General features: G+C 67.9%; 26 protein-coding genes. 8 read left to right on the top strand and 18 right to left on the bottom strand.

Annotated features, from left to right (window positions below):
• Window positions 1–20: 20 nt before the first annotated feature.
• Together EII34_RS13025 and greA are read right to left on the bottom strand one after the other, a co-directional pair.
• Window positions 21–944, bottom strand: coding sequence for a DUF2207 family protein (locus EII34_RS13025; protein WP_185711337.1), 924 nt, complete (start codon window positions 942–944; stop codon window positions 21–23).
• Entirely contained in the window at window positions 941–1,438 is a 498-nt protein-coding gene (gene greA / locus EII34_RS13030) for a transcription elongation factor GreA (protein WP_124845598.1), read from the bottom strand. Before greA ends, EII34_RS13025 begins: the two co-directional genes overlap by 4 nt.
• Window positions 1,439–1,503: 65 nt before the next feature.
• Between greA and mca the strand changes: the two genes are divergently transcribed.
• Window positions 1,504–2,415, top strand: a complete 912-nt coding sequence (gene mca, locus EII34_RS13035; RefSeq protein ID WP_124845599.1) for a mycothiol conjugate amidase Mca — start codon at window positions 1,504–1,506, stop codon at window positions 2,413–2,415.
• Here the strand turns inward: mca and EII34_RS13040 are convergent.
• On the bottom strand, window positions 2,408–2,995 hold the full coding sequence (locus tag EII34_RS13040; protein ID WP_124845600.1) for a rhomboid family intramembrane serine protease: 588 nt from the start codon (window positions 2,993–2,995) through the stop codon (window positions 2,408–2,410). The two genes, mca and EII34_RS13040, sit on opposite strands and share 8 nt — an antisense overlap.
• Before the next feature lie 42 nt (window positions 2,996–3,037).
• Between EII34_RS13040 and EII34_RS13045 the strand changes: the two genes are divergently transcribed.
• Complete coding sequence (locus EII34_RS13045) at window positions 3,038–5,044, top strand: thioredoxin domain-containing protein (RefSeq protein WP_124845601.1); 2,007 nt, start codon at window positions 3,038–3,040, stop codon at window positions 5,042–5,044.
• Window positions 5,045–5,069: 25 nt separating this feature from the next.
• Here EII34_RS13045 and EII34_RS13050 read toward each other — a convergent pair whose 3' ends face one another.
• The gene (locus tag EII34_RS13050; protein WP_124845602.1) at window positions 5,070–5,660 is read right to left on the bottom strand and encodes a TetR/AcrR family transcriptional regulator; all 591 of its coding nucleotides are present in this window, start codon (window positions 5,658–5,660) and stop codon (window positions 5,070–5,072) included.
• Window positions 5,661–5,844: 184 nt separating this feature from the next.
• Between EII34_RS13050 and EII34_RS13055 the strand changes: the two genes are divergently transcribed.
• Window positions 5,845–6,222, top strand: coding sequence for a nuclear transport factor 2 family protein (locus tag EII34_RS13055; RefSeq protein WP_124845603.1), 378 nt, complete (start codon window positions 5,845–5,847; stop codon window positions 6,220–6,222).
• 2 nt (window positions 6,223–6,224) lie between these two features.
• On the opposite strand, the gene EII34_RS13060 is transcribed toward EII34_RS13055, so the two are convergent.
• A complete protein-coding gene (locus EII34_RS13060; protein ID WP_124845604.1) occupies window positions 6,225–7,937 on the bottom strand; it encodes a glycerol-3-phosphate dehydrogenase/oxidase in 1,713 nt (570 codons plus the stop codon).
• Between the two features lie 282 nt (window positions 7,938–8,219).
• Here EII34_RS13060 and EII34_RS13065 point away from each other — a divergent pair, with 282 nt between their 5' ends.
• Window positions 8,220–9,269 carry a hypothetical protein gene (locus tag EII34_RS13065; RefSeq protein ID WP_124845605.1) on the top strand — a complete coding sequence of 350 codons (1,050 nt, stop codon included), beginning with the start codon at window positions 8,220–8,222 and terminating at the stop codon, window positions 9,267–9,269.
• Between the two features lie 112 nt (window positions 9,270–9,381).
• Here the strand turns inward: EII34_RS13065 and EII34_RS13070 are convergent, their stop codons facing one another.
• The 7 genes from EII34_RS13070 to EII34_RS13100 all read right to left on the bottom strand — a co-directional run bounded on the left by EII34_RS13070 (window position 9,382) and on the right by EII34_RS13100 (window position 13,708).
• Entirely contained in the window at window positions 9,382–10,767 is a 1,386-nt protein-coding gene (locus tag EII34_RS13070) for an outer membrane protein assembly factor BamB family protein (protein WP_124845606.1), read from the bottom strand.
• A gap of 22 nt (window positions 10,768–10,789) precedes the next feature.
• Window positions 10,790–11,452, bottom strand: a complete 663-nt coding sequence (locus tag EII34_RS13075) for an exonuclease domain-containing protein (protein ID WP_124845607.1) — start codon at window positions 11,450–11,452, stop codon at window positions 10,790–10,792.
• Complete coding sequence (locus tag EII34_RS16890; RefSeq protein WP_464115347.1) at window positions 11,442–11,951, bottom strand: hypothetical protein; 510 nt, start codon at window positions 11,949–11,951, stop codon at window positions 11,442–11,444. Before EII34_RS16890 ends, EII34_RS13075 begins: the two co-directional genes overlap by 11 nt.
• 78 nt (window positions 11,952–12,029) lie before the next feature.
• Complete coding sequence (locus EII34_RS13085) at window positions 12,030–12,347, bottom strand: lycopene cyclase domain-containing protein (RefSeq protein WP_124845608.1); 318 nt, start codon at window positions 12,345–12,347, stop codon at window positions 12,030–12,032.
• Entirely contained in the window at window positions 12,340–12,669 is a 330-nt protein-coding gene (locus EII34_RS13090; protein ID WP_124845609.1) for a lycopene cyclase domain-containing protein, read from the bottom strand. Before EII34_RS13090 ends, EII34_RS13085 begins: the two co-directional genes overlap by 8 nt.
• 56 nt (window positions 12,670–12,725) lie before the next feature.
• Window positions 12,726–13,277 carry a putative immunity protein gene (locus EII34_RS13095; protein ID WP_124845610.1) on the bottom strand — a complete coding sequence of 184 codons (552 nt, stop codon included), beginning with the start codon at window positions 13,275–13,277 and terminating at the stop codon, window positions 12,726–12,728.
• Window positions 13,278–13,288: 11 nt separating this feature from the next.
• Entirely contained in the window at window positions 13,289–13,708 is a 420-nt protein-coding gene (locus EII34_RS13100) for a VOC family protein (RefSeq protein ID WP_124845611.1), read from the bottom strand.
• Between the two features lie 101 nt (window positions 13,709–13,809).
• On the opposite strand from EII34_RS13100, the gene EII34_RS13105 reads away from it, so the two are divergent.
• The 3 genes from EII34_RS13105 to EII34_RS13115 are packed head-to-tail and all read left to right on the top strand — an operon-like array spanning window position 13,810 to window position 15,796.
• Window positions 13,810–15,078: an ATP-binding protein gene (locus EII34_RS13105; protein ID WP_124845612.1), complete on the top strand. Its 1,269-nt coding sequence runs from the start codon at window positions 13,810–13,812 to the stop codon at window positions 15,076–15,078.
• Window positions 15,079–15,114: 36 nt separating this feature from the next.
• Window positions 15,115–15,558 carry a MarR family winged helix-turn-helix transcriptional regulator gene (locus EII34_RS13110; RefSeq protein WP_260425154.1) on the top strand — a complete coding sequence of 148 codons (444 nt, stop codon included), beginning with the start codon at window positions 15,115–15,117 and terminating at the stop codon, window positions 15,556–15,558.
• Window positions 15,548–15,796: a TfoX/Sxy family DNA transformation protein gene (locus EII34_RS13115; protein ID WP_124845613.1), complete on the top strand. Its 249-nt coding sequence runs from the start codon at window positions 15,548–15,550 to the stop codon at window positions 15,794–15,796. The genes EII34_RS13110 and EII34_RS13115 overlap by 11 nt, the downstream gene beginning before the upstream one ends.
• A gap of 33 nt (window positions 15,797–15,829) precedes the next feature.
• Here EII34_RS13115 and EII34_RS13120 read toward each other — a convergent pair whose 3' ends face one another.
• Window positions 15,830–16,459, bottom strand: a complete 630-nt coding sequence (locus EII34_RS13120) for a LysE family translocator (RefSeq protein WP_124845614.1) — start codon at window positions 16,457–16,459, stop codon at window positions 15,830–15,832.
• 26 nt (window positions 16,460–16,485) lie between these two features.
• Window positions 16,486–16,701, bottom strand: a complete 216-nt coding sequence (locus EII34_RS13125; protein WP_185711339.1) for a hypothetical protein — start codon at window positions 16,699–16,701, stop codon at window positions 16,486–16,488.
• 128 nt (window positions 16,702–16,829) lie between these two features.
• Between EII34_RS13125 and EII34_RS13130 the strand changes: the two genes are divergently transcribed.
• Window positions 16,830–17,306 (top strand): peptide-methionine (S)-S-oxide reductase, encoded by a 477-nt coding sequence (locus EII34_RS13130; protein WP_124845616.1) that lies wholly within the window; start codon window positions 16,830–16,832, stop codon window positions 17,304–17,306.
• A 60-nt stretch (window positions 17,307–17,366) separates the two neighbouring features.
• Here the strand turns inward: EII34_RS13130 and EII34_RS13135 are convergent, their stop codons facing one another.
• From EII34_RS13135 to EII34_RS13150, 4 genes are all read right to left on the bottom strand, one after another.
• Complete coding sequence (locus tag EII34_RS13135) at window positions 17,367–17,915, bottom strand: Rossmann-fold NAD(P)-binding domain-containing protein (RefSeq protein ID WP_124845617.1); 549 nt, start codon at window positions 17,913–17,915, stop codon at window positions 17,367–17,369.
• Between the two features lie 101 nt (window positions 17,916–18,016).
• Window positions 18,017–18,730, bottom strand: a complete 714-nt coding sequence (locus tag EII34_RS13140; protein WP_124845618.1) for a hypothetical protein — start codon at window positions 18,728–18,730, stop codon at window positions 18,017–18,019.
• A gap of 2 nt (window positions 18,731–18,732) precedes the next feature.
• On the bottom strand, window positions 18,733–19,392 hold the full coding sequence (locus EII34_RS13145; protein WP_221620304.1) for a hypothetical protein: 660 nt from the start codon (window positions 19,390–19,392) through the stop codon (window positions 18,733–18,735).
• On the bottom strand, window positions 19,385–20,206 hold the full coding sequence (locus EII34_RS13150) for a TIGR04255 family protein (protein WP_124845619.1): 822 nt from the start codon (window positions 20,204–20,206) through the stop codon (window positions 19,385–19,387). The genes EII34_RS13145 and EII34_RS13150 overlap by 8 nt, the downstream gene beginning before the upstream one ends.
• Window positions 20,207–20,503 lie beyond the last annotated feature (297 nt).

The following is a 20,503-nucleotide window of genomic DNA, read 5'->3' on the forward strand; positions in this document are numbered from 1 at the left end:
CCCGCTCAGCCTCGTGGGCCTCAGCCGTCGAGGAGGAACGCCACGGCCCCGACGACCACACCGACCAGGGCTCTGCCACCGACCTCGACGGCGACGTCGGCCAGGCCCCCGGCGACGACCTCGCCGACCTCGAGTGCCCCACCTCGACCCCTGACCCAGTCGAACTGGGCAGTGGCCTGCGTGAGGTCGATTCCCCGGGTCAGCTCCGGCAGACGTGAGGTCAGCCCGAGGGCGACCACCCATGGCAGTTCCCGTGACACGTCCTCGGTCGTGTGCAGCCCGGTCCCACCCGTGAGTGCCTCGCGACGGGCGAGCACCTGTTCGCGGGCGGCCGAGCCACACGCGGTGCGGCGGGCCCGAAGCTGGGGCTGGTACAAGGTGATGGTCCCGGCGGCCAGGAACAGCAGCGCTGGCAGCCATCCGAGTCCGGCGACGAGAACCGCCACCGCAGTGGATCCGGCGAGGACGAATGGCCACCACCCGATGCGGCGGGGCCTTGTCACCGGGTGGAACCAACCGTCCTGTTCCGCCGCCGCCAGCAACCGGGTGGCCAGTTTGTTCACCGCTCCACGGCGCTCGGCGGCGAGCTCACGGAACGACACCTTCTGGTGCCGCGCGAAGGCCCGGTCCAGGAAGGAGTGTTCCGTCGGGCTCAGCCCGTTCGGCCGGGCCGAGCCGCGGTGCAGCACCCAGTCACGCCTCTTGCCCTCCCCAGTCACATGGATCACGAGATGACCGCGGACGGCGAGATCGACCAGGAGCGCCAGGATGTCCCGGGGCATCACCCGCCCCTTGGTGGCGAGTCCCGCCATCGCCGGGGCGAGATCGTCGAGGGCAACCGCCCCGGCAGGATCGTCGCGGGAGATCCACCACCGGTGACGGGCCAGGGCCAGTGCGGCCACCACCGCCGCGGCCCCGGCAGCCAGCGCGAGCCACGGGCTCACGAGGACACCTTGATGATCCTCACGGTGAGGGTGCGCCCGTTCGGGGCCTCGTAGGACACGTCGTCGCCGACCCGGCGACCGAGCACCGCTGCGCCGAGGGGGGATTGCGGGGAGACCGCATGATCCACCGAGGAATCGGTGCCGAGGATCTCACGGGACCCCAGCAGGAAGGTGTCGGTGTCATCGGCGTCCCCGTCGAAGGCGACGGTGACGATGCGGCCGGGCGTCACCTCATCGGGGGCTCCGGTGGCCTCACCGACCTGCGCAGTGCGCAACAGGTGCTCCAGTTGACGGATGCGTCCCTCCATCTGGCCCTGCTCCTCCCGTGCGGCGTGGTAGCCGCCGTTCTCGGAGAGGTCCCCCTCCTCCCGGGCGGAGGCGATGCGGGCGCTGACCTCGGGACGGCCGACGGTCTTGAGGTGGTTCAGCTCGGCCTCAAGAGCATCGTGGGCCTCCTGGGTGAGCCAGACGGTCTCGGAATGGGTTTCGGACATCACTCAAGCCTAGCAGCGCCCACGGACACGTCCCGGAGTGCACTCAGGTGCAGCGACACGTCACAATGTCTGCCATGTCACGCCATCCCAAGGGACCGCTCAGGCTGCTCCACGTCCATGCGCATCCCGACGACGAGTCCAGCAAAGGAGCCGCGACGACGGCGAAGTACGTGGCCGAGGGCGTCGAGGTGATGGTGGCGACCTGCACGGGTGGGGAACGCGGCGACGTGCTCAACCCGGCTCTCGCCGACGACCCCCGGGTGCTGGCGGACCTGCCCGCGGTTCGTCGCGAGGAGATGGCCCGGGCTGCGGAGGTGCTCGGCATCCGGCACGTCTGGCTGGGCTTCGTCGACTCGGGCCTGCCCGAGGGAGACCCGCTGCCGCCCCTGCCGGAGGGCTGCTTCGCCGTCCAGGACGTGGCGACGGCGGCGGGACGGCTGGTGAAGGTGATGCGTGACTTCCGCCCACACGTCGTGACCACCTACGACGAGCGTGGCGGCTACCCGCACCCGGACCACGTGCAGTGCCATCGCATCACCATGGAGGCGTTCTCCGCGGCCGCGGACCCCACGCTGTGGCCGGAGCACGGCCCGGCGTGGCAGGCCGCCAAGCTCTACTACCACATGAGCTTCCACCGTCGTCGCTACGCAGCCCTGGAGACGGTCATGCACGAGCAGGGGTTGACCCCCAGCACCCCCGCGCCGACCCGCGACGAGGATCCGTTCTCCGACGGTCGGCTCACCACCTTCGTGCGCTGCGACCAGTACTTCGAGGTCCGTGACGAGGCGTTGCGGGCCCATGCCACGCAGATCGACCCGGAGGGTCCGTGGTTCGCGGTGCCGCTCGCGGTCCAGCGGGCGGGGTGGCCGACGGAGGACTACCAGTTGGTGATCTCGAAGGTGCCGACGATGATCCCGGAGGACGACCTGTTCACCGGGCTCCGGGAGGTGCCGCTGATGCCGGAGTTCATCATCTGAGCGTGCGGGTTCCCCGTGTCGGCAACCAGGCGGCCAGCACCCCGCCCAGCGCACCACCGAGATGTCCCTGCCAGGAGATCCCGGCGGCTCCCGGGATCACCCCGAACAGGGCCGTCCCGTAGAACGCGAACACGATGACGGCGATGAGGATCTGCCACCCGTTGCGGCGGAAGAACCCCCTGACCAGCAGGTAGGCCAGGTACCCGAAGACCAGCCCGGAGGCCCCTGCCGTGATCGTCGCGTTCGGGGCGATCAGCCACACCAGCAACCCGGAGCCGAGGAGGCTGAGCACCGTCACGGTGAGCCACTCCCGGAACCCGCTGAGCCAGGTCACCATACCCAGCACGAGGAAGGGCAGCGTGTTGCTCATCAGGTGCCCCCAGCCGTAGTGCAGCCACGGTGCGCTCAGCAGGTGCAGCAGCTGGTCCACCCGCCTGGGCACGATGCCGTACTGGTCGAGGGAGTGGGCCGAGGCCACGTCGATGATCTCCAGCACCCACATCACCGCCAGCATGCCCCCCATGACGATCAGGCCGTCGCGGAAGGGGGTTGATCTGCGGGGCTCGGTGTGAGTGCTCATGCCTCCAGTGTGACAGCGGGGTTCAAGGTAGCCTTGCTCCTCATGGCCAACCGTCTTGCAGCCGCCGCGAGCGACTACCTGCGTCAGCACGCCCACCAGGACATCGACTGGTGGGAGTGGGGGCCGCAGGCCCTGGCCGAGGCGGAGCGGACGGACCGTCCGATCCTGCTCAGCATCGGCTACGCGTCCTGCCACTGGTGCCATGTGATGAGCCACGAGAGTTTCGACGACCCGGAGGTCGCCGCCCTCATCAATGAGCACTTCGTGGCCATCAAGGCGGATCGGCAGCAGCTTCCAGACCTGGACCAGGTCTACATGCTCGCCACGCAGCTGATGAACGGTGGTGCCGGGGGCTGGCCGCTGACGGCGTTCCTCACCCCGGATGGGCGCCCGTTCTTCACCGGCACCTATTTCCCTGCGGAGGAACGGCCGGGGCAGCCGTCGTTCACCCAGGTGCTGACGGCTCTCGCCACGGCCTGGACCTCACGGCGGGAGGTGCTGCTGGAGAATGCGGACCAGGTGATGGCCCACCTGGAGCAGGCCACGAAGATCCCGGACGCGGGACGTCCGGATCTGGTGGCCGCCGTGGATGCCATCGGGGCCGACTTCGACCTGATCCACGGCGGCTTCGGCACGGCCCCGAAGTTCCCGACGGCGAGCGTGCTGGATGCACTGCTGGTGCGCGGCGACGCCCGGAGCCTCGAGCTGGCCCAGCGCAGCCTGGAGACGATGGCCCGCGGCGCGATCTGCGACCAGGTGGGGGGTGGGTTCCACCGCTATGCGACCGATCCCGGTTGGGTGATCCCGCACTTCGAGAAGATGCTCGACGACAACGCGATGCTGTTGCGGACCTACACCCGTGCGTGGCGTCGCACCGCTGACCACGACGAGGGGCTGCGGGCCCTGTTCGAGCGCACCGCCCACCGCATCGCCGCCTTCCTGGAGCGAGAGCTGCTCGGTGAGCACGGCGCCTTCCACGCCGGGCTGGACGCGGATTCCTGCGACATCCGGGGCGCGGTGTTCGAGGGGATCTTCTACCTGTGGACACCGGAGGTGCTCACGGATGTGCTGGGCCACGAGGACGGGGAGTGGGCCGCTGAGGTGTTCCACGTCACGGCGGGTGGCAGCTTCGGGCAGGGCCTGTCGACGCTGCAGCTGCGAGGTCGTCCCGATCCTGCACGTCTCGACGACGTGTGTGCCCGGTTGCTCGCCGAGCGGGAGACCCGGTTCCGCCCGGCCACCGATCATCTGGTGGTGGCGGGCTGGAACGGGATCACGATCTCGTCGCTCGCGACGGCCGCGATGATCTGGAACGAGCCGCACTGGTTGGACCTGGCGCTCGGGGCGGCCCGGTACCTGGTGTCGGTGCACCTGCCCGACGGTGACCTGAGGCGCTCGTCCTTCGACGGGGTTGCCTCCCCGTCGCGAGGCCAGGCCGAGGACTTCGGGGCGGTGGCGGAGGCCTTCGCGGTGCTGGCCGGGATCACGGGGGATGCGCAGTGGCTGTGCCGCGCCGAAGCGCTGTGCGACCGGGCGATCGAGCTGTTCGGGGCCGACGACGGCGGGTTCCACGATGCGGCCGAGGGGTTGATCGTGCGGCACCGCTCGGTCACCGACCACGTCAGTCCCACCGGCACCGTCGCCCTGGTACGGGCGCTGCGTCGGGTGGGTGCGTTGACGGAGCGCACCGATCTGCTGGAGCGGGCCGATACCGCGATCCGAACCACCTGGGACGCGGTGGCCGCGACCCCGAGGTTCGCCGGCTCCGCGCTGGAGGAGGCGATGATCGACGAGGAGGCCGGGCGGGGCCTCGGCCGGGCGGTCGCCGTCGTGGTGGCGGATGACCCGTTCGATGAGCTGGCCCGAGCCACCTGGCGGATGGCCCCGGAGGGTACGACGATCCTGCGGGCCCCAGCGGGTACGCAGGGCTTCGGGTCGTGGCTGGCCGGGCGCGACGAGCGCGCGGTGCACGTGTGCCGGGGGGATCGCTGCTTCACCCCGGTCACCGACTACACGCAGCTGAAGGAACCCCTGTGGTCCAGGACGTGAGGGGAACCCCGTCCCCTGCTCGTGGTCAGGGGTGGAACTGGGCGAGGGCCAGGTCCAGCAGGACCTCCAGCTGGGTGTCCCCGTCCACGGTGCGGGGCTCGTGCAGGTGGCCGGTGATCTGCAGGGCGGCCAGACCATGCAGCAACACCCACAGGACGGTGGCGAGCTCGCGCGTCGGGGCGCTGCGGAGCAGCCCAGCACCCTGGGCGTCGGCGACGATCTCCTCGACAGCTCGCATGGCGTCGTCGGCGGCGGCGTTGAGCTCTGGCCCCGGTTGCGCCAGGGGCGTGTCACCGAAGATCAACTGGTAGTGGTGGGGATTGTCCAGGGCGTGGTCGAGGTAGGCACGAGCGCCCGCTCTGAGTTTCTCCGCTGGTGTGCTCGCTGAGGCCGATGCGACACGGATGCCCTCTGCCATCGCACGCAGGGTGCGTTCTGCCAGGGCCTGAAGCAGGGCCGACTTGTCCTCGAAGTGTCGGTACGGCGTCATGCGGGAGACCCCGGCCACCTCACCGACGGCTCGTAGCGTCACGGCATCACGGCCACCTGTCTCCAGCAGCGAGTCGGCCGCGTTGAGGATCGCGGTGATGGTGGGGGAGGAATCACGCGGGCTCATGGAATCAATCTAGGACATCGGTCTACCCGCAGACCACGCTCTGATTCCTCACCGGTCGAGAGCACGCGAGTGTTGCCACCGACCTCGCGTTCCTGCGCCCGACCAGCGGTCACGACGTCGTTTGTTGACGATGTCAACAATGAGCTACGCTGACATCGTCAACAAACGACGTCGAGGAGTTCTCATGACCATGCAGAGGAAGACCACACAGTTCGCCGACGAGTACCTGCGGACGTGGACCGAGCCCGACCAGCAGCATCGCAACGCTCTCATCGAGCAGATCTGGGCGCCCGACGGCGTGATGTCGGTGTCCTCCCTCGGGATCACCATCACAGGGGTTGCCGACATCGCCGCCCACATCACTCGCGTCCACGACGACATGATCGCTGGCAAGGGACTGCGCTTCGTCTATGACCAGGAGGTCGCCTCAGGGGATGCGACCCTGCTTCGCTGGTCGATGCTCACCCCTCAGGGGGAGGTCGCCGGGCGCGGCGTCGATGTCGTGTTCCGCGATACCGACGGGAAGGTCACGGCCGTGCACATGTTCATGGGCATCGACTGAGCTCAGCTGACGATGTCCGGCGCCTGCATCCGGGCCTCGGAGGCCGCCTGGTCGGTGCTCTGCTCCTCGGCGGCCAGCTCCGCTGTCACCCTCGCGAGGTAGTTCGACTTCTCGTGCTCGGTGCGGGCCTCGTCCCAGCCGAGGGCCTTCGCGGCGATCTCGGCCACCTCGTCGACGGCGGCCGCCCCCCGGTCGCGGGCCTCCGAGTTGAGCCTCACCCGCGCGATGAGGATGTCCTCCAGGTGGATCGCACCCTCCGTGGTGCAGGCACGGTGCACCTCGGCGCGCAGGAACTGGGGAGCTGCCTGCAGGGGCTTGCCGAGCGACGGGTCGTCGTCGATGAGGGCCAGCAGGTCGGTGATCTCCGAACCGTAGCGGTGCAGCAGGTGCTGCATCCGGTCGGCATCGTATCCGTACCGCCTCCCCAGGGCTGCGGCCCGGTTCTGGGCAGCGCCGTAACCGTCGGCCCCCAGCAGCGGCAGCGTCGCGGTGATCGACGGCCTGCCCTTGGCCTCGGCCTTGCCCAGGGCGAAGTCGACGGCATCCTCCGCCATGACCCGGTAGGTGGTGAGCTTGCCGCCCGCGATGGCGACCATACCGGGGACCACCTCGGTGACGGTGTGCTCGCGGGAGACCTTCGTCGACTTCGACTCGTCGAGGACCTTCGGCTGCAGCAGTGGCCTCAACCCCGCGTAGGTGCCGATGATGTCATCGCGGGTCAGCGGCTCGGCCAGCACCTCGTTGGCGTGGGCCAGCACGTAGTCGATGTCCTCGGCGGTCGGGACGGGATGGGTGAACTGCTCGTGCCAGGCGGTGTCGGTGGTGCCGATCACCCAGTAGTGCTGCCATGGGATGATGAACAGCACCGACTTCTCGGTGCGCAGGAACATGCCGGTGGTGGCCTTGAGACGCTCCCTGGGGATGACGATGTGGATGCCCTTGCTGGCCAGCACCTTCAGGCCACCGGTACCACCGGCCATGTCCTGGGTCTGCTCCGTCCACACCCCGGTGGCGTTGATGATGTGCTCGGCCTCGACGGTGAAGGTGGTCCCGGTCTCCAGGTCGCGGGCCCGGACCCCCGTCGCCCTGCCCTGGGGGTTCTTCAGGATCTCCTCCACCGTGACCCTGCTGGCGGCCAACGCACCGTCGCGGACCGCGGTGCGGATCAGGGTGATGACCAGGCGGGCATCATCGACGCGGGCGTCGTAGAACTCGATGGCACCGATGAGGGCATCGGGCTTGATCTCGGGGAAACGCCTCAGCGCCCCCTTCTTGCTCAGGTGCCGCTGGATCGGGACCGTGGCCCTGCCCTTCGACCCGATGCGGGCCAGGGCGTCGTACATGCCGACACCGACGGCGGAGTACGCACGTTCGATGACGGGAGTCTTCAGCGGCCAGAGGAAGGGCTGCGCCTCCACCAGGTGCGGGGCGATGGTGCTGAGCAGACGGCCACGCTCCCGCAGCGCCTCGGCGACGAGCTTGAAGTCCAGGTTGTAGAGGTAGCGGAGCCCTCCGTGGACGAGCCGGGAGGACCGCGACGAGGTGCCGGCGGCCCAGTCCTGGGCCTCGACGATGGCGGTGGTCAGCCCCCGGGAGGCCGCGTCCAGCGCGATGCCTGCACCGGTGACCCCACCCCCGATGACGAGCACATCGACCTTGTGGGTGGACATCGCGTGGATGGCTTCGGCTCGCTGCTGCTGGTTGAGTGTGGTCATCGCTGGACTCCTTCGCTCGCTTGGTCCAACCAAACACCAGGCAGGCGCGCACCTCAACCCCGTTGCACGTTCGTGCAGGCCCTGGGGGCGGGGGTGCCCCGGGGTGCATCCCCGCACATCCGGTCCACATCGACCAACGCTGCCCCGAGACCAGGCCCCGCCCCCCTCGTGAGCACGAACCGCCGTGCTGCTTGCCTGACACCCCCTGTGAGACGTTCCAAAGCCACGCAACCTGCAAGTTCGTGCTCAGCATCCCGGGACCCGCACCCCTAGGCTGAGCTCATGCAGCTCACCGGTTCGCATCGCCATGGCGTCTTTCCCGAGGCCCGTTGCCTGACCTACGTCCGTGACCTCGGTGATGTCATCGCCGTCGGGGTCCACCAGGGTGTCTTTCACCGGTCGTTCCAGCTGGGCGGGTCGGCCACGCTCCTGCTGTACCGACGCAGCGATCTCGAGCTGGTCTCCTGGCTCGGACTGCCTCATCCGGTGAACGATGTGGACGTCCGCGACTCGCTGGTGGTGGTCGGACATGGCGAGTACGACGGCGGGGCCTTCTTCGAGGGTGGGCTGGAGCTGTGGGAGCCTTCGACCGGAGAACAGCGGCACCTCATCACGGACAACCGGGAGGTGCTGTTCTGCCGTTTCAACGACGGGATGATCCGATTCACGGTCTCCCCGGTCGATGACATCGACACCCGGGACGATCCCCATCGCACACTGACCAGCTACGAGCTCCCTCTCGATGCCGACGCAGTGGAGCTGGAGTCCCTGACCCCGGTGGGGGTCCACGAGGCCGTCCCCCATCTGCCGTACCGCGGTCCTCACTCCGGGATCGCCCTCCTGGAGGAGCTGGCCCGTGCCCACGGTGGTGAGTACCGCCCGGAGGGACAGCCCTGGGCGATGTCGTGGCGTGGTGAGGACCTGGTGGTGGCGACGGGGCGCGGGGAGGTGGTGCTGTGGCATCCCGACGGCAGCTGCACCCGGCACGTCGTCGGGATGCCCGCCATCGGGCTGGCCGAGGACGGAGACCATCTGCTGGTGGTCACCGAGCAGGTGCGCCGCTTCGATGACCCCGCGGATCTGACACCTGCCCGGCTGATCCGGCTCGATCCGGCAACGGGGCACCAGGAGACCGTGGCCCGGGGCCATGCGACGGACTGGGAGGCCGCGGGACACGTGCAGCTGGGACGGGGTGTGGCCGGGCTGCCTGACGGGGTCCAGGAACACGACCTCATCCCGCTGGCTCCGGGGACACCCTTGTCAACCGCCTATCGCGACGGGGTGCTGGCCGTCGGCTGGACCGATGGCACGATCCTGCTGCTGCGCTGCTGACGGTGTCGGAGGACGCGACCCCCGAGCCCCTCACCGACGCTGGAATCCGCTCCTTGCCCGAGCTGTGACGTGCCCCGGGACTGTCGACCCCGGAGCACACCACAGCTCGTGCTCAGCCTGCCTGCAACAAGGTGATGCGGTCGCCCTTGCGGGCCACCAGACGGCCCGCCAACATCTCGAACTGCTCATGCCCAGCGAGCACATCCGGCCACACGTCACCCGCCTCACCGGGCCGGACGACCGTCCAGGTCAACGCCTCGTAGTTGCCCGACGAGATGAGCAGGGTGCCGCCCGGGCCCCGTTCCGCCTCACGGAACTCGGTGAGCCCGTGGTCCACCAAGGTGACCTCCCCCGTCGCCGGATCCATGACCCCGGTCTTGACCCCGGGATGGGCCTGCACCATGACCAGCGGCCCGTCCTCAGGGGACGGGGTCTGGTCGATGAGCGGCTCCGACCACTCCTGTTCGGCCCACGTCCTGTCCCAGAGCGTCTGCCCCGTCCGCGGGTCCAGGGCGACGAGATCCATCTCGTCCCCCTGGGCGAAGAAGAGCAGGTGCTCACCCCAACCCAGTGGATACCCGGCCGGCACGTCGGTGCTCCACAGTTCCTTCCCGCCCTTGTCGAAGGCCTTGAGCGGGCCACCCTCCTCGAGCCCGACGAGGATCTCCCCCACCCAGGCCGAGCGAAGGAACATCCCGTCCTCGGCCACCGGTGTGCCGTCGGCGACGTGCAGACTCATGTAGCAGGTGTAGCGATGGACCGGCCCCTCCCGCCCGTCGACGCAGAAGTCGACGAAGCCCTCGTGCTCGCGCACCCAGAACAACTCGGCGGCCTCCTCGCCCTGCTCGATGGTCCACTGCTTGGTGTCGAACTCCTTCGCCGAGGGGGAGCGGGTGATGGTGACCTTCCCGCTCTCCTCCTCGGAATAGGCCATCTCGTAGATCGCTCCGGACTCGCCGACCGCCAGGTGGTGGCCGTTCTTCCCCTGGATCCGGGAGATCAGCGTACCGTCGGTGACGTCGTAGACCAGCAGCGAGGGCTCGGCCTCGGCCTCGTGGGCCCAGATCGCCACCTGACCCGGTGGCATCGTCGGACCCTCCTCCAGGAAGTCCGCAGCACCGAGGTCCTTCGTGATGTCCACCGCCCACTGCTCGCTGCCGTCGGTCCAACTCAGCAGCCTCATCCGGGAGGTGTCGTCCGCGAGGTCTGGGAGCACCACGAGCCCCTCGGCGACCCCCATCAGGATTCCCAGCGGAGCGGCCTCGGCCTCCCAGGCGGCACTGAGCTGCCCAGGAACCCCGCTGGGCGACGACGGTTGCCCCGGGCCGGTGGTCGCTGCCCCGGGGCTCGTCGGTGGTGCTGAACCAGAGGAATCAGAACTGCCACCCCAGCAGGAGGTCAGGATGAGCAGCGCGGCCACGAGCCCTGCCAGCAGGCGGGGTCGTGAACCACACCGGAGCGCATCGGCCCGTCTCGTCGTCTTCCTCGTGATGGTCATGGTGGTTCCTCCTCACGTCGTGTCACACACTCAACAACGGCCAGCCCGTCTCGGCACGGACCTGCCGGGCCTGCTGCACCCGGCCCTGGTCCGTCAGCCACTCGGCGTAGGAGACCTTCTGCTCCTCGTGCCAGCTGGCCTGCTGGGCGTTCGCCTCGGCAGGCCCGATGAGGTGTCCGGCCAGGATCCTCCCCAGCTGGGAGGCGGCCCGGGCATCGGCCAGCGCACCGTGGGCCTCCTCGGCCGAGAGGGCCACCCCGTGGTGCCGGGCCACGTCGACCAGTTGCCGTCGCCCCCTACGGTACCTGTCCACCTGTTTGTCGATGACGAAGGGGTCGATGACCACGCCCTCGACCTCGAAACCCGCCAGGCCGTGCCGCCGCAGCTCCCGGTCCAACAAGGTGCAGTCGTAGGGTGCGTTGAACACGCAGAGCACCCCACCGTCGCGCCACACCCCGACGATGGCGTCACGGATCGCGACGAGCCCTTCCAGGTGGTCGATCCCTCGGGCAGTGGCCTCCTCGGTGGTGATGCCGTGGATGGCCGTGGCCTCCTCGGGAATGGGGGCCGTCGGCCGCAACAGCCACTCCTGCTCACCCACAGCAGCCGTGACGATCTCCGCCGTCCGCGGGTCCCTCCCACTGGTCTCGGTGTCGAATCCGACGAACCGGGCTTCACTCCACATCCTGTCTCCTTCTCCTGCCACGACTCCACGCTAACGTGAGGGTCCGACACTTTGAGTCCGTTGCGCGACTCGCTCCACGGGAAGAGGGGCACGGGGTGCGGACAACTCCCGCTGCGGCCATCCCCGCCCGGGTGAGGACATCGAGGACGCGGCCCGACGACGCATCCATGAGGAGCTCGGACTCCAGGTGGGCCCGATCACACCCCTGCTGCCGGACCTCCGGTACCGGGCGGTCGATGACCAGCCCGAGTGGCATGCTGCTCCCCCAGCAGACGAGGTCCCGGACCAGCCGGGAGACCCGGTGGTCCACCACGGAGCGCTCCTGGGCGACCAGGACACCGCCGGCCCTGGCCCGGGTGAGCATGCCGGGGGATGCGTCGGCTCCCAGGATCCGGGCATTGGCCGGGGCAGCCAGCATGAGTGCGTGCGTCGAGGAGATCGACGGGGCGGGTGAGCGGGATGCTCCCCGGGAGCCGTGCTGCGGCTCGTCGCAGTTCACGGCGGTACCCGGGACTGAGTGCCACCATGAGGTCGTACCGGGCGGCGCCTCGATCGAAGGCGGCGGTGGTCGGGGAGGTCACGGGGCTGCTCCGGAGCGGCGACCGGCCCTGACCCAGACGAGGATGGTGAGGGTGACCATCGCCCCGCCGAATCCGAAGTCCTCCACCGGGTTGCCCCAGGGGAACCGCAGACCGGCGTGGTGGTCGGGGGTGTGGCGGACGATGGGGGTGGAGAGTTTCGTCAGCCAGCCGTCGACGAGGACCTGGAGGAACACGACGATGGCGATGGCCAGCCAGTACTGGAGGGTCCGGAAGATGCCGGTGCGCAGCCACAGGAGTTCGAGCAGGGCGACGGCGATCACCGCGATGACGGTGAGGAGGGTGTACTCAGGCATCGTCGTCTCCTCGGAGTCGTCGCAGGACGTGGCCGACTCCCTCGTAGGTCAGCAGCCCGCAGATCGGGATGACGAGGAAGAACACGAGTTCCTCCAGCGGCATGGGGCCGAGCATGATCCCGGTGGTGTGGGTGGGGCTGTGGTCCCAGTGGTTGCGGGCGATGCCGAGGAGATCCCAGGCGATGAACACGACGAGGGTGGGCAGCATGGCCAGGGCGAGCCGGAGCGGGCGGCGGTAGACCCGGGCCCTGAGGATGAACTCCAGTGGCAGGGTGATGAGTACGCAGCCACCCATCAGGATCAGGTACTGGTAGGGATCCACACGTCCTCCTCACGACCGGACGAGCAACGATCCGACGGCGTCGTCGTCACGGTGTGTCACCCAGCTGACGACTCAGAGCGGAGTTCGTCCTGGATGTCGCGGATCGTCGCGGCAAGCGTCCCGGTGGCCAGGAGTCCCTTGCCCAACGGGCCGGACGGGTCCTCACCGAGCAGCGGGAGTCTCACCAGGGCGGCCCTGACCTGAGGGGTCATGTGGTCCAGTTGCCAACGCACCTCGTCGCGGCGGGCCCTTTCGGCGTCTGCCGCACCGAGCGACGCCGCTTTGGCGGCGTAGGCCGCGGCCCCGAGGGCATGGGCCGCCATGTGTGCGACGGCGGAGGCCTGCCCGGCGGCCCAGACCGCGGCCTTGGCGGCCGGTCCGGTGGCGGCAGCCGCCGCGCGACTGGCCTCGAAGCGTCGCCGGATGACCTCAGCCGCCCCGAGTTCACCCCGACCGAAGGCACGGGCCCGCTCGATGCCGTCGCGGGGGCGGGGGTCGTCGGGGATCTCGGTCTCGAACACGTGGAGCACCCTGTCGGCGCAGTCCGCAGCCCACGAGGCCACCAGCCGCCGTTGCGCCTCGGTGAGGGTCTGGGGAGATGCGGCCATCGATGCTCCGATCACTGGGGTTGGGAGGGCGGGACGGGGATCACGACGATCTCCACCTCGAAGCCTTCGGTGTTCTCAAGGTACAGGGCTGTGCTGTCCGGGCCTCCGGCGTGGGGGTAACGGTCGGGAAACAGGTGCGTCCATCCCCGACGGGGCGCCTCGTCGCGGAGCCGATCGAGCAGGTCGCGTTCCGGGGTGGTCAGCGCCAGGTGGTTGACGCCCGCGTGCATCCGGTCGAGGGGCCCCGAGACGGCCGGGGACTGTTCCAGCACGAGGTACTCCCCCGTCGCCGCCCGCCAGATCATGCCGGAATCCCAGCCAGGCACCGGGTCCGGCTCCCACCCGAGGGAGGTGAGGAGCCACTCGAACTGCGGGCGGCTGGCCTCAAGGTCGGTGGTCCACAACTCGATGTGATGGATCGCAGGCGCCATGGGGCGATGCTACCGAGCAGCCTCTGAGTAGTCGCAAAACGGTATAGCAAGTCGGTGCAAAACGGTATAGTAACTGTCCGCAGAACGGTATACTAGAGGACATGGGCTACACGAAACGCCTGGTCGATGAGGAACTCGATACGTTGCTGCCACATGTGACAGCCATCGCACTCGACGGACCCAAGGGGGTCGGCAAGACCTCCACCGCACTCCGCCGCACCACAGAACAACTCCGCTTGGACACCGTGCCCCACAGGTCGGCCGTGAGCGAGGACGCCGACCTGGTGAACCGACTCCCCAGGCCACTACTGATCGACGAATGGCAGCGCGTTCCCGCCGTGTGGGACACCGTCAGGCGGGCCGTGGACGACGGCGCCGAGCCGGGCTCATTCCTGCTCGCCGGCAGTGCTGCTCCTCAGCTGTCCGACCCCATCCATTCAGGCGCCGGGAGGATCCTGTCACTGCGGATGCGCCCCATGGCCCTGTGCGAACGCGGCTTGGTCGACCCCACCGTCAGCCTCACACGACTGCTGCAGGGAGACGCCGAGATCGGCGGAAGCAGCCCTCTGGGCCCCGGGGACTACGTGAGGGAGATTCTCGCCTCGGGACTACCCGGCCTGCACCATCTTCCGCCACGTGCCCGGAACGCACAGCTGCGCAGTTACCTGACGAGGGTCATGGAGCGGGAACTCACCGATGAGCAAGGCGTCACGCTGCGTCGCCCCGAATCCCTCGCGCTGTGGTTGCGGGCCTATGCATCGGCGTCGGGAACAACCGCCTCCTGGGAGAAGATCCGGGCCACAGCCACACCCGGGGACGCCGACCCACCCAGCAAGGTGACCACGATGCGCTATCGGGACTGGCTGACCGCGCTCTGGCTCCTCGATCCAGTGCCCGCATGGCTGCCACTCGCGTCAGGCTTGCCGAGTCTCACTCGGGCACCGAAGCACCATCTGGCGGATCCGGCACTCGCCTCGGTGCTGCTGCGTGCCACCTCCATCTCGCTGCAGAAGGGCGAGGGAAGATGGCTCGGCGCCCGAGGTGCACTCATCGGCGGCCTCTTCGAGGGATTGGCCACCTTGTCGGTGAGAGCCGCGGCACAGGCGGCAGGAGCCGAGGTCTCACATCTGAGGTCGAGTCGCGGGGAACGGGAGATCGACCTCATCGTCGAGGGCGAGGACGGACGCATCCTCGCCGTCGAGGTGAAGTTCAGCCGCGCCGCGTCCCACGAGGACGTGGCGCATCTCCTGTGGCTGAAGGAGAGGCTCGGCGACCAGGTCAGCGACATGGTGCTTCTCAACACCGGCGAGCACGCCCACCGTCGTCGCGACGGGGTCGCGGTGGTTCCGCTGGCGCTGCTGGGGTTGTGAGATGCAGCCGCGTCGCGGCACCTGTAGAATCCTTATGTGGAACATAAGGATTCTGTGGAGGCGATCCGGGCGTGGTGGCGGCTGGAACGGGCCCGGGCCAGGTTCGACGCCCACGTCAGGCGCGACTCCGGCGTGACCGGGTCGCAGTTGGCCCTGCTGCGCATCATCGACGAACGTGAGCCGGTGTCGATCCGGCAGCTGCGCGACGAGCTGGACTGGCACCCCGCCTCACTCGGGCAGGCGATCCAGCGTCTCGAAGGCCGCGGCTTCGTCGCGGTGGCGCAGGACCCGTCGGACCGACGCCGTCGCATCTGCCAGCTGACGGCGGCAGGTCAGGCGCTGTTGCACCGAACGCCCGTGGCGGGACCGGTGCGCCTGCGCACCCTCCACATGGCCCCGGAGGACCTCACCGTGATGCGACGCGGATTCGAGCTTGCCCTGGCGGCCTTCGGCTGGGAGGAGTGGAGCGATGACGAATGACCTGACCGGCCTGCCCAACGTCGGCCAGGTGCTGGCCCGGGCCCTCACGGAGGCGGGGATCGACACACCGGCGAAGCTGGTCGAGCTGGGCAGCGTCGAAGCCTGGTGGCGCATCCATCCCACCTTCGACTGCATGCACTCCTTGTTCGCCCTCGAGGGCGCGATCCAGGGCATCCCGAAGAGTCTGCTCGACGACGAGACCCGACGCCGCCTGCGAGAGGAGGCCAACCGCCGGTGAGCCGTCGCTGTGGAGGTTCCGCCGACGCGCGGTTCACCGCACCTGCGCGGCTGACCGGATGCCCAGGAACACCAGGACGGCCCCGCCGAGCTGGTTGATCCGCCGGGACCACGCGAGACGGTCGAACCGCGCGGAGAGGGCCGTGAGGCCGGTCGCCCAGAGGCCGAGCCACAGCACCATCACGAGGATGTGGCCGACCCCGAGCTGCACCATGGACCAGACACCCGCCTGTGTGGCGCTCAGGAACTGCGGTGCCAGGGTGAGGTAGACGGCCGCCGCCTTCACGTTGAGGACATTGGCCACGAGGGCACGGCGTCCCTCGATCCATGCCGAGTGCCGCCTCATCGCGTCGGAACTCCCCTGCTCCGTCGAGGAGCGACTGCGCAGCCACAGCCAGAGCCCGAGTCCGATCAGGTAGGCGGCTCCTGCCAGCCGCAGGAGCCGGTAGAGCTCCGCTGACTGCATCACCACAGCGGCCAGCCCCACTCCGGCGAGAACGGCATGGGTGATGATCCCGACAGCCGTACCCGCGATGCAGGCCCAGGCTCCGGGCCTGTCACCGACCATGCCGCGGGCACTGACGAGGGTGAAGCTGGCCCCCGGGGTGAGGACCAGCGGCGTGACGGCGACTGCGAAGCCCAGCAGGGCGGTCAGCTCGATCATGCCCTCCAGTATCCCGGAGGAGGTCGTCAGGCGGGCACGCGATCCTCTCCGGGAGTCCGCACAGGGGTGTTGAGCTTCTCGTTGATCGCGTGTATTTCCGCAACGGTGGGGACGTCCCAGGCGTCATGACCATGTCCCCGGGTGCGGACCCGTTCGTTCGGTTTTGTGATGACGTGCCGCTTCTCGTGCTTGTCCTCGTCGAACAGCCCGATGTACTTCACCGAGGCTGCGTTGAAGTGCAACCGACACCACGGATCTGTGACCTTCCGCCCCTCATCCGCTGCAAACGTGCGGCGAGTTGCTGCTGAGAGCGCTTCCAGCAGCAACCCGCCGCACGTTTGCAGCGGATCGCTCCTTACACTGATCGCTGATGAACGAGGAGATCTGTCTTGCAGGCGGTTGTCTGTGGGGTGTGCAGGCGTTCGTCTCAACCCTGCCCGGCGTCGTGTGGACCGAGGCCGGACGGGCGAACGGCAGCAGCGACTCTCTCGATGGGCCCTACGACGGCTACGCCGAATGCGTGCGGACACGGTTCGACCCGGCGGTCACCGGCGTCACACGGCTCATCACGCACCTGTTTGAGATCATCGACCCCTACAGCGTCAATCAGCAGGGACCAGATGTCGGGGAGAAGTACCGCACGGGCGTCTACTCGCGGGAACCGGCACACCTGGCCGAGGCCCGGGCCTTCATCGACAGCCGCAGCGATGCGGCCCGCATCGTCGTGGAGGTCCTGCCACTGACCAACTACGTCCGCAGCGCCGAGGAACACCAGCACCGCCTGGCCCGTTGCCCCGACGACGTCTGCCACATCCCGCAGGAGCTGCTGACGAAGTACCGGCGGTGAGCTGTTCCTCGTCCACGACTTCCCTCCGGAACCACCCGTGCGACTGGCGAAGGGGTCGTGTCACGGCAGGGCACGCAGATCGCCGACCACGAGTTCCCGAGAACTGCCTCGAAGGGCCGTGACTGCAGCCTGTGAGATCTGTTCGTGCGTCAGCCACTCCCCGCCCGAACTGCCCAGGTACACATCGCAGAGGTCCCCCGTGCGCGGTTCGTGTGATGCCATGGCCTTCGCCCGAGGATCACCACTGGCGCTGCCCCACAACCGGACCACCCGCGTGGCGTCGGTCAGCAAGGGGTCGATCTCCATGGTCACTGCGTCACGGTGCGGTTGATGCACCCACAGGATGACACTGCACACCTCCCGGCCAGCGACGGCGACCCTGCAGCGCTGCCCATACTCGGCAGGACGCACCCAGTCGGCATCAACCGCGGTCGCGCCCTCCGGCATCCCAGCGACGGCACGGCTGGCATGCCGCGCCACGACGACGACCTGCTCTCCTTCCCGGAGAAGCTGCTCGACGGCAGGTCGCAGCATTCCCGTCCCACCCAGCACGAGGACCACTCCCCGTCGGCCATGATGGCTGGATCGCGTCGCGTCGGCATTCCCCATGTCATCCTCCATCCACAGGTCAGGACTCTGAGTCGCGTCATCCGTCGCAGACCTGGCTCCAGTCCCCATTGCGTCGCAGACCTGGACTCCTTCCACCGTGCTCACATCTGGCGTCGCTCCTTCAGCGTGTGACGCATCGCGCGCCGAATCATGCTGTGTGACTGTGGATTCTTCAGCAGTTCCTGATAGGTCGAACCGTCTCTGTCAGCGCGCAGCCAGTCCAGACACGCCCGGGTCTCGACCATCAGATCATCGCTACCCATTTCATCGCACCACTCTTCGATGAGGTCGGCTTCCTCGTAGAAAGCGACGGTCTGGTCATGGAAGATGCGGGTGTGCACCACGACTCGGGAGCTGTAGTGCACCCAACGCTGGAGCAGCAGGTTCACCCCGAACGGTGACAAGCAGGCCGTTCGCGCACTCAGCAGATCGGGGGCCACCGTGTAGAGGTTGTCGAAGTTGGCCGCCTGGTGTCGACTCTGACTCGCCACATCGGGGCGGATGTCGGGCAAGGGCATCAGGTTGAAGTTGCCTCTCACCCAGCCGGACTCGTCGAGTTCCTTCCGACTCGTCACCTCGGCAACAAGTACCTGCCAAGCTAGATCGACACCATTCGTGCGCATGGAGCACGGGTGTTGCAGGACAATGACGGAGCGTGCTTTCACCTTCCCGGTCGATCCGGGTAGGAGTACTCCGGTGAACACATCACCGGTGAAGATGGGGCGGGTCCCCGAGACCTCGTCGCCGCGTGCTCGGTAGAGCGCATCCCAACGCGGGACGCCCTCTACGTAGGGGGATTCGAGATCGTGACTCAAGGTCAACCCTTCATACGGATCGAGCGTTGGCCGTCGCCCGCATCGAAGACCTCGAAGTCTGACCGATACCGCTCACGCCAGTCGGGGTCGAACTCGGACAACAGCGCCTCGGGATCTTCATGGCCGCTCGCGAACTCGAAGACCAGATCCGCACGATTGGCGCTGTACAGGGTGATCGGGGTGACGGGGGCCGTCGAGGAGAGCGGCATCTCGAACCACGAAGCGATCTCATCGACCATGTAGTGCTTGGTGATCAGGTCACACGCGGCAAGTAGGCTTGCAATCCGAAAGCGGCTGTCACCAGACGCCCTCTCTCCTTTTCGCCACTTCTGGACCGCGGGCACACTCACGCCTACCATGCGCGCGATGTCGCGCCAGGCGAACCCGAGATCAGCTAGCTCCGTGAGCATCGACGTCACGCTTGCCTTACCCCGCTCAGCGGCCGCAGTGCGCCACTCATCCTCATGGGTCCGTTTGTGGAGGTCGTCAGCATCATCGTGGAGCGCGCGGGCCATGCTCCTGATCCCGCCCGCCTGGGTCGTCAACAGGGGAAGTGTGGTCCTCGTTTCCGTCACGTTCTGCGGAACCGTGAAGGCACCCGCAGTAGGGCGCGATCCCAGCGCAGACTCGACAGCAGCGTTCCGCACCTTTGCGTCAGTCATGTCGCAACACTTCCTCCCTCAGCCGATGGGTGATCACACTCTCGAAGACACCTCGCACCGGTTCATGCAGCGTGTCCGCCAAACCCAAGATGAGATCCACATCGAACTCGGGCACTTCGTCGGCTGCCTGCCAGAAGCTGTCGAAGTCGAGCTTGAACAGAGGCCCCGGAGGAGGCAACGGGCGGCGTAGGTCCGGAGTCGACTGCACCGCGTAGTCATTCTGCGCGCCATACCTCAACACCAGGGCTCGATCGCTGCCGCCGGAGAACACGAGGACACCCTCACCCACCACCGGCACCAGACCCAACTCCGCGCCGACGTGCGCAGGACCCAGCAAGGAAGAGTCCACCCACTGAGCCCAGTCGGGTCCACTGCCATCATTCCCAGCGGGGACCCTGATCTCATCAATGTATCGAAGCCCGATCCGCTCGACCCCGGCCGGAGGGCCGACCGCCAAACGGGCTTGGAGCGCGACGTCGAGCAACTCACGCATCCTGTCATAGCTGCCGTAGTCGGTGGTCTCGATCACCAAGCTTTCGGGGCGGACCGACAAGGCCGTTCGCTTGTCGCGGCTCGCCCATCTCTGGAAGCTGCTGATGACCTGCTGCTGCACGGGAGGGCCGTCTGGCCCTGCCTGCACAGAGACAGAGACCTCTTCCATCTCGCTGGGCAAGGGCAGCAAGTGCTTGATCCGTGCGGACAGGTCCGCGACCTGCTTGCGATCGAGCGACTCGCACAGCGAGTGCCGCACCTCGATCGCCATCAGGACGATGGGGGTGCTCGGGTAGATCTCTCGCTCCCTCACCTCAGCCATACTACCCAAGATACAACCCGAACGACAACCATCTCGGCTGAGTCACGGAACGCGACGGTGGCTGCCCATCATGGCCACGACCATTCGACGACCGCCACTACAACGTTGAGTGCCACACCTGCACCCCACAGCTGGTCAACCTGCCTCAGGGTGCACGAAATCCGGTTCAAGGCGTTGTTCACGGGGTTGAGGTGGTTGCTCTTTCCGGAGGGTTATTCAGGTGGCTTGAAAATAGCATCATGAAACACGTCGCAATTTAAACACAAAGGGGCAGCTCATTCCGATAGGATAAATCTT

It is taken from the genome of Arachnia propionica (assembly GCF_003859805.1).
Lineage (GTDB): Bacteria > Actinomycetota > Actinomycetes > Propionibacteriales > Propionibacteriaceae > Arachnia > Arachnia propionica_C.